Below are 7,147 nucleotides of genomic sequence, written 5' to 3'. Positions count from 1 at the left end.
TATAACTGAACAGCTCGTTTTGTTTGAGGTCGAGTCCACGCATCGGCTTGGGCTGGCTTCGGCAGAAGAGGATGGCCGCCATTTTGCCAGAGCCACGCGGGCTCTGGCTTTTTTCAACGGCCTGCTAGCGCTTTGACGCTACTTGTCTTCTTTCCATGGCGCCTGCAGATAGCGGCTTTGATTGAAACTTTCCATCCAGTCCGGGTAGAAAACCACCAGGGCGGTAATCGCTGTGCCGTTGATGAAGGCTTCGGGGAACATGACCAGCCATAGGTAGCCGGCAAAATCCGCCAGCCAAGGCGGCATCGGGTAGCGACCATCTAGTAGCAGTACGCCGAGCGATGCCAGGATGCACGCCAATGCTGCGAGCGCCGCTGGAAAGAATCCAGCGAAGAAAATGAAGACGAACAGGTTGCGGGGTTGGGCGCGTTCTACGAGTCGCGCGCATACAACCGTGACCAGCACTGGGATCAGTACCAGCAGGATGCCGTTCATGCCCAGGGCTGCAACTTGTTGATGACCTGTCAGTGTCAGGCCGACCTGGGCGATGAGGGCGGCGATGATTGCCAGTGGCCAGTCCAGTAGCAAGGTGACGGCTGTCAGCCCGATGAAGTGGAATGAAAGGCCCGAATCGAAGTCCCTTCGCACCAGCCAGAGCAGAAAGATCGAAAGCATTGCGCCGAACAGCAAGTGCTGACGGCGAGTATCACTGAAGAGCTCGACCCAGGGAGCTCGCCAGGTCGCCCATAACAGTGCGATCACATAGATTATCCAGCCTGCCAGCAGGCTGGATGGAGCAAGCAGGTGGGCGGCGATCATGCTAGTGATTCCTTTGTGCTCGTTGTTGCCGGTGCGCAGTAGTCGGTGCTTCGTGAAGGGGCTTAGGGGGCTGGATTCGGCTGTTCTGTGTGGATCGCTTCAATTGCGGCTAGCACTTCACTCGAGAGCGTAATTTCGGCGCTACGGATATTCGACTCAAGTTGCTCTAGTGATGTCGCGCCGATGATATTGCTGGTGACGAAGGGTTGCGCTGTGACATACGCAAGCGCCATCTGTGCTGGATCCAGTCCATGCTCGCGAGCCAGTTTAACGTACCGAGAGCATGCGGCTTTGGCCTGGGGGTTGTTATAACGTGCGAAGCGTTCAAAGAGCGTGAGGCGCGCGCTGGCAGGGCGAGCACCGTTCTCGTATTTGCCGCTGAGCATGCCGAATGCCAGTGGCGAGTACGCGAGTAGGCCGCATTGTTCGCGGATGCTGATTTCCGCCAGGCCAACCTCGAAACTGCGATTGAGCAGGTTATAAGGGTTCTGTATCGAAACCGAACGCGGCAAGCCGCGAGCTTCGGCTAATTGCAGGTATTTCATCGCGCCCCAAGGTGTTTCGTTGGACAGGCCGATGTGGCGGATTTTGCCCGCTTTGACTTCGGCATCGAGCGCTTCGAGAGTTTCTTCCAGTGGAGTGAAGTCGCCATCTTGATGTCGGTAGCCCAGCTGCCCGAAAAAGTTGGTGCTGCGTTCCGGCCAATGTAGCTGGTACAGGTCGATCCAGTCGGTTTGCAGGCGCCGAAGGCTGTTATCGAGCGCGGTGCGGATCTGTTCGCGATTGAATTTGGGTTGACCGTCGCGAATGTGGGTAATGCCGTTGCCGGGTCCCGCGATCTTCGTGGCTATGATCCAGTCGGCTCTGTCGCCCCGGCTCTGGAAGTAATTTCCTATGTATTGCTCAGTGGTTGCGTAGGTTTCCGGGCGCGGCGGCACCGGGTACATCTCGGCCGTATCTATGAAGTTGATGCCGGCAGTCTTCGCCCGGTCGATCTGGGCGAATGCCTGGGCCTGGTCGTTCTGTTCTCCCCATGTCATGGTGCCGAGGCAAAGTGAACTGACTTTCAGATTTGTGCGGCCGAGTGAGCGATATTCCATGCAATACCTCGCGTGATCTGAGACTGAGTGCCGAAGAGCTTAACGAAGACGGGACGGCTTGTGCTCATGAGAGCGTTCGACGTATCCGAAATGCCCTGGATGTCACGCTGGCAGATCTAGGGAGTGAGGCTCCCTGTTTGGTGGGCTGTGCCTGCTTGAGAGCGGGTGTAGCGGAATTCGATAAATATAAATGTCGGTTGCTATTTTGCTGGTAATCAGGATAATTCCGCAGCCTGTCGCCGGGGATGCCTAGCCTGTCGACGCAAGCCAAAGGTAGGGGATGTCTAGCCTACCGAACCACTGCCGTGGCGGACGCGCTGACCCGAGCCCCCGATAGCGTCTGTTTCCGGCTGCCCTGGCCTTGCCAGGGCGAGCACCATTCAGTAAGATTCGCCGTCTTATTTTCAGGGCGGCCCCTGAGGCTATAACGAATGAAGACATTTACTGCTAAACCGGAAACCGTCAAGCGCGACTGGTTCGTCGTCGACGCTGCCGGCCAGACCCTGGGTCGTCTGGCAACCGAAATCGCTAGCCGCCTGCGTGGCAAGCACAAGCCGGAATACACCCCTCACGTGGATACTGGCGATTACATCGTCGTGATCAACGCTGAGCAAGTGCGTGTGACTGGTGCCAAGACCACAGACAAGGTGTACTACTCTCACTCCGGTTTCCCGGGTGGCATCAAGTCGATCAGCTTCGAGAAGCTGATCGCCAAGGCGCCCGAGCGTGTGATCGAGACCGCGGTCAAAGGCATGCTGCCGAAGAACCCGCTGGGTCGCGACATGTATCGTAAGCTGAAGGTGTACAAGGGTGCCAGCCACCCGCACACCGCTCAGCAGCCCCAAGAACTGAAGATTTAACGGAATAGTTCATTATGTCGGCGACTCAAAATTACGGCACTGGCCGTCGCAAGACTGCAACCGCGCGCGTCTTTCTGCGCCCGGGTACTGGCAAGATCTCCATCAACAACCGTGAGCTGGATAACTTCTTCGGTCGCGAAACTGCCCGCATGGTCGTTCGTCAGCCGCTGGAGCTGACTGAGACTGTCGAGAAGTTCGATATCTACGTCACCGTTCTCGGTGGTGGTGTCAGCGGTCAAGCCGGTGCCATTCGTCACGGTATCACTCGTGCTCTGATCTCGTATGACGAAACTCTGCGCAGCCCGCTGCGTAAGGCTGGCTTCGTCACTCGCGACGCTCGTGAAGTGGAACGTAAGAAGGTCGGTCTGCGCAAAGCGCGCAAGCGTCCGCAGTACTCCAAGCGCTAATTCGCGCTTTCAAAAGAAACGCCCAGTTTCGTTCGGAGCTGGGCGTTTTTTTTTGGGGGTGCGTTTTTATATGGCGGTGCGACAGTGTGTCGCGCGCTGGAAAGCCTGAAGGCCGGGCATTAGGGCTTATGTGACAGGCTATTACCTTGTCAGAAGAAGGCCTTTTCTTTACCATTTGGCGAATTTTTCGCGGCCCAATTTTACGTGGTACATGCCTGCGTCAAGCAGGCCATAAGAAGCTGATGGGAGACGACTGAATGAGCAATGACGGCGTGAATGCAGGCCGGCGTCGCTTCCTTGTGGCCGCCACTTCGGTGGTGGGCGCTGCAGGAGCGGTGGGTGCTGCGGTCCCGTTTGTGGGATCGTGGTTCCCGAGTGCCAAGGCCAAGGCGGCCGGTGCGCCGGTAAGGGTAAATATCAGCAAGATCGAGCCGGGGCAGCAGATGGTCGCCGAGTGGCGCGGTCAGCCGGTATTTATCGTGCGTCGGACCGACGAGGTCCTCGGAAATCTGGAGAAGGTTGCCGGCCAGGTAGCCGATCCTGAGTCCAAGGCTTCCGAGCAGCCTGCTTATGTCGATCCGAAGAACCGGTCGATCAAGCCCGAGTTGCTCGTGGTGGTCGGTCTGTGTACTCACCTCGGCTGTGCGCCGTCCTTCCGTCCTGAGGTGGCTGCGGCCGATCTCGGTGCCGATTGGCTTGGTGGGTATTTCTGTCCTTGCCATGGTTCCAAATACGATATGGCCGGTCGCGTCTATAAGTCGCAGCCAGCTCCCTTGAACCTGCCGGTGCCCCCGCACTCGTACGAGACCGATAATGTAATCATCATCGGTGTGGACCAGGAGAACGCCTGATGAGCAAGTTCATGGAATGGGTCGACGCCCGCTTCCCCGCGACCAAGATGTGGGAAGACCATCTTTCGAAGTACTACGCCCCCAAGAACTTCAACTTCCTGTATTTCTTCGGTTCGCTGGCGCTGCTCGTACTGGTCAATCAGATACTTACCGGTATCTGGCTGACCATGAGCTTCGAGCCTTCGGCTGAGGGCGCCTTCGCCTCCGTCGAATACATCATGCGCGACGTTGAGTACGGCTGGATCATCCGTTACCTGCACTCCACGGGCGCGTCTGCGTTCTTCGTGGTGGTCTATCTGCATATGTTTCGTGGGATCCTCTACGGCTCCTATCAGAAGCCGCGCGAGCTGGTGTGGATCTTCGGCATGATGATCTATCTGGCGCTCATGGCTGAGGCCTTCATGGGCTATCTGCTGCCTTGGGGACAGATGTCCTACTGGGGTGCCCAGGTAATCATCTCGCTGTTTGGTGCCATTCCGGTCATCGGTGGTGACCTGACCCAGTGGATTCGCGGTGACTACCTCATCTCAGGCATCACGCTGAACCGCTTCTTCGCGCTGCACGTGATCGCGCTGCCAATCGTCATTCTTGGCCTGGTCGTTCTGCACATCCTGGCGCTGCACGAGGTTGGCTCGAACAACCCGATGGGTGTCGATATCAAGAAGACCAAGGATGAGAATGGCGTGCCGCTCGATGGCATCCCGTTCCACCCTTACTACACCGTTAAAGACATTGTCGGTGTCGTAGTATTCCTCTTCGTCTTCTGTGCGGTCGTGTTCTTCTTCCCTGAGATGGGCGGCTATTTCCTTGAGAAGCCGAACTTCGAAGTGGCGAACGCGTTCAAGACTCCGGCACACATTGCTCCTGTTTGGTACTTCACTCCGTTCTACGCGATTCTGCGCGCGGTGCCGGATAAGCTGCTTGGCGTTATTGCCATGGGGGCGGCGATCGCAGTGCTCTTCGTGTTGCCCTGGTTGGATCGAAGCCCGGTCAAATCCATGAAGTACAAGGGTTGGATGAGCAAAGTAACGCTGTTGGCGTTCTGTGTATCCTTCATCATTCTCGGCGTGCTTGGCGTACTTGCACCGACTCCCGAGCGCACTCTGCTCGCGCGGATATGTACTGCTATCTACTTCGGCTACTTCATCCTGATGCCGTTCTATACCAAGCTCGAGAAGACCAAAGTGGTTCCGCAAAGGGTGGCTGGCTGATGAAAAAGCAATTTGCTGCATTGATTCTTGCAATCCTGCCGGTCTTTGCCTCCGCTGCAGGGACCGAGGTGCACTTGGATAAGGTCGATATCGACCTGACTGACAAAGCGGCCATGCAGGACGGTCTGAAGACTTTCGCCAACTACTGCATGGGTTGTCATAGCGCGCAGTACCAGCGTTATGAGCGTGTTGCCACTGACCTCGGTATTCCCGAAGAGGTCATGATGGACAACATCGTCTTTGCTGATGCCAAGTTTGGCGATCACATGAAGATCGGCATGAAGGCTGATGACGCCAAAGTCTGGTTTGGTGCCGCTCCGCCGGACCTGACCCTGGTTGCTCGCGTTCGCGGCAACGACTGGCTGTACACCTACATGCGCAGTTTCTACGAAGATCCGGCCCGCCCTTATGGCGTCAACAACACGGTCTTCCCGAACGTGGGTATGCCGCACGTGCTGGCTCCGCTTCAGGGGCGTCGCGTCGTGGGCTGCAAGCAGGTGCAGGTGGTCGAAGACGGTCGCAAGCAGTTCGATCCTCTGACCGGCACACCGATCACCGAGGAGGCATGCGATCAGATGGTCGTCGAGCCTGGTACCGGCACACTCTCCGAGGCCGAGTACGACGAGAAGATCAAGAACCTGGTGACCTTCCTTGCCTATTCGGCAAACCCGGTCAAGCTGGAGAGCCAGCGTATCGGTACCTATGTGTTGCTGTTCCTGGCGGTGTTCTTCGTGTTCGCTTACCTGCTCAAGCGTGAGTACTGGAAAGACGTTCACTAAGCTGCAAGCCGCAACTGCTGTACCCTGCGCGCGCCCTCTGGGCGCGCGTGTTTTTTCTGCTTCAAGATAAAAGAGTGAGGAAGGACCTATGGCTGCAACCAATCGGTTGGGCTGCTACTCCGATCCCGCCGACCACTATTCCCATCGCGTTCGTCTCGTGCTCGCAGAGAAAGGCGTCAGTGTGGACATACTTGACGTCGAGGCGGGGCAGTGTCCCGCCAAGCTGGCCGAGGTGAACCCGTATGCCAGTGTTCCGACGCTGGTGGATCGCGATCTGGCACTGTATGAGCCGGGTGTGATTCTGGAATATCTGGAAGAGCGTTACCCCCATCCCCCTTTATTGCCGGTCTATCCGGTTGCGCGGGCGAATACTCGCCTGCTGGTTCATCGTATTCAGCGAGATTGGTGTTCGCTGGCCGACCGTATCCTTGACCAGCGTACCGCTGAGCCGGAACGCGCGCAGGCGCGCAAAGAGCTTCGTGAAAGCTTGACCGGCGTGTCGCCGATATTCGCGGAAAAGCCGTATTTCATGAGTGACGAGATCAGTCTCGTCGACTGCTGCCTGTTGCCTATCCTCTGGCGTTTGCCCAGACTCGGTATCGAGTTGCCTCGAGCTGCCAAGCCGTTGCTTGACTATATGGAGCGCAGTTTCGCCCGCGAGGCCTTTCAGGCCAGTCTTTCCGCCGTCGAGCGCAACATGCGCTGAGAGAGGGTTCCCATGAATTCAAGTCGCCCCTATCTAGTCAGGGCGCTCTACGAGTGGATCGTGGACAATGATTGCACGCCGCACTTGCTGGTCAACGTCGATTATCCCGGCGTGCAGGTCCCTGCCGGGTTCGCCAGTGACGGGCAGATCGTGCTGAACGTTGCGCCAAGCGCCATACGCCACCTGCACATGGATAATGAGGCGATCAGCTTCGAGGGGCGTTTCGGTGGCGTTGCTCACTCGTTGAACGTACCGTCCGCTGCTGTGATGGCCATCTATGCCAGGGAAAATGGGCAGGGCATGGTGTTCGAGATCGAGCCGACGCCGCCGGACGACGATGCGCCAAGCGAGAGCGGTGGTGATGATGCGCCGCGGCCGGGCGGACGTCCGAGTTTGAAGGTGGTCAAGTAGGCG

At 57.5% G+C, this 7,147-nt stretch carries 9 protein-coding genes; 7 read left to right on the top strand and 2 right to left on the bottom strand.

What is annotated here, in order from left to right; all coding sequences use genetic code 11:
* Positions 1-138: 138 nt before the first annotated feature.
* Both IEG05_RS15025 and IEG05_RS15020 read right to left on the bottom strand, forming a co-directional pair.
* Positions 139-819: an energy-coupling factor ABC transporter permease gene (locus tag IEG05_RS15025; RefSeq protein WP_042928463.1), complete on the bottom strand. Its 681-nt coding sequence runs from the start codon at positions 817-819 to the stop codon at positions 139-141.
* A gap of 62 nt (positions 820-881) precedes the next feature.
* Positions 882-1,919 (bottom strand): NADP(H)-dependent aldo-keto reductase, encoded by a 1,038-nt coding sequence (locus IEG05_RS15020; protein ID WP_191122335.1) that lies wholly within the window; start codon positions 1,917-1,919, stop codon positions 882-884.
* A gap of 431 nt (positions 1,920-2,350) precedes the next feature.
* Between IEG05_RS15020 and rplM the strand changes: the two genes are divergently transcribed.
* The 7 genes from rplM (at position 2,351) to IEG05_RS14985 (ending at position 7,144) form a co-directional block, all read left to right on the top strand.
* Entirely contained in the window at positions 2,351-2,779 is a 429-nt protein-coding gene (rplM, locus tag IEG05_RS15015; protein ID WP_014821355.1) for a 50S ribosomal protein L13, read from the top strand.
* A 14-nt stretch (positions 2,780-2,793) separates the two neighbouring features.
* Positions 2,794-3,186, top strand: a complete 393-nt coding sequence (gene rpsI / locus IEG05_RS15010) for a 30S ribosomal protein S9 (RefSeq protein ID WP_003302797.1) — start codon at positions 2,794-2,796, stop codon at positions 3,184-3,186.
* Positions 3,187-3,443: 257 nt separating this feature from the next.
* Positions 3,444-4,037 (top strand): ubiquinol-cytochrome c reductase iron-sulfur subunit, encoded by a 594-nt coding sequence (gene petA, locus IEG05_RS15005; RefSeq protein WP_014821354.1) that lies wholly within the window; start codon positions 3,444-3,446, stop codon positions 4,035-4,037.
* Positions 4,037-5,248 (top strand): cytochrome b, encoded by a 1,212-nt coding sequence (locus IEG05_RS15000; protein WP_042928466.1) that lies wholly within the window; start codon positions 4,037-4,039, stop codon positions 5,246-5,248. Before petA ends, IEG05_RS15000 begins: the two co-directional genes overlap by 1 nt.
* Positions 5,248-6,027 carry a cytochrome c1 gene (locus IEG05_RS14995; protein ID WP_191122334.1) on the top strand — a complete coding sequence of 260 codons (780 nt, stop codon included), beginning with the start codon at positions 5,248-5,250 and terminating at the stop codon, positions 6,025-6,027. The genes IEG05_RS15000 and IEG05_RS14995 overlap by 1 nt, the downstream gene beginning before the upstream one ends.
* A gap of 88 nt (positions 6,028-6,115) precedes the next feature.
* On the top strand, positions 6,116-6,733 hold the full coding sequence (locus tag IEG05_RS14990; protein ID WP_191122333.1) for a glutathione S-transferase N-terminal domain-containing protein: 618 nt from the start codon (positions 6,116-6,118) through the stop codon (positions 6,731-6,733).
* 12 nt (positions 6,734-6,745) lie between these two features.
* Positions 6,746-7,144, top strand: coding sequence for a ClpXP protease specificity-enhancing factor (locus IEG05_RS14985; protein WP_003302790.1), 399 nt, complete (start codon positions 6,746-6,748; stop codon positions 7,142-7,144).
* The last annotated feature ends 3 nt before the right edge of the window (positions 7,145-7,147 follow it).

Source organism: Stutzerimonas kunmingensis, assembly GCF_014764705.1.
GTDB lineage: Bacteria > Pseudomonadota > Gammaproteobacteria > Pseudomonadales > Pseudomonadaceae > Stutzerimonas.
The sequence above is the reverse complement of the archived record's forward strand: the minus strand, read 5'-3'. Positions and strand labels throughout refer to the sequence as shown.

Bases quoted from the DNA above. Each gene is read 5' to 3' on its own strand.
- IEG05_RS15025 (WP_042928463.1), bottom strand. From the start codon at position 819: ATGATCGCCGCCCACCTGCTTGCTCCATCCAGCCTGCTGGCAGGCTGG.
- IEG05_RS15020 (WP_191122335.1), bottom strand. From the start codon at position 1,919: ATGGAATATCGCTCACTCGGCCGCACAAATCTGAAAGTCAGTTCACTT.
- IEG05_RS14995 (WP_191122334.1), top strand. From the start codon at position 5,248: ATGAAAAAGCAATTTGCTGCATTGATTCTTGCAATCCTGCCGGTCTTT.
- IEG05_RS14990 (WP_191122333.1), top strand. From the start codon at position 6,116: ATGGCTGCAACCAATCGGTTGGGCTGCTACTCCGATCCCGCCGACCAC.
- rplM (WP_014821355.1), top strand. From the start codon at position 2,351: ATGAAGACATTTACTGCTAAACCGGAAACCGTCAAGCGCGACTGGTTC.
- petA (WP_014821354.1), top strand. From the start codon at position 3,444: ATGAGCAATGACGGCGTGAATGCAGGCCGGCGTCGCTTCCTTGTGGCC.
- rpsI (WP_003302797.1), top strand. From the start codon at position 2,794: ATGTCGGCGACTCAAAATTACGGCACTGGCCGTCGCAAGACTGCAACC.
- IEG05_RS15000 (WP_042928466.1), top strand. From the start codon at position 4,037: ATGAGCAAGTTCATGGAATGGGTCGACGCCCGCTTCCCCGCGACCAAG.
- IEG05_RS14985 (WP_003302790.1), top strand. From the start codon at position 6,746: ATGAATTCAAGTCGCCCCTATCTAGTCAGGGCGCTCTACGAGTGGATC.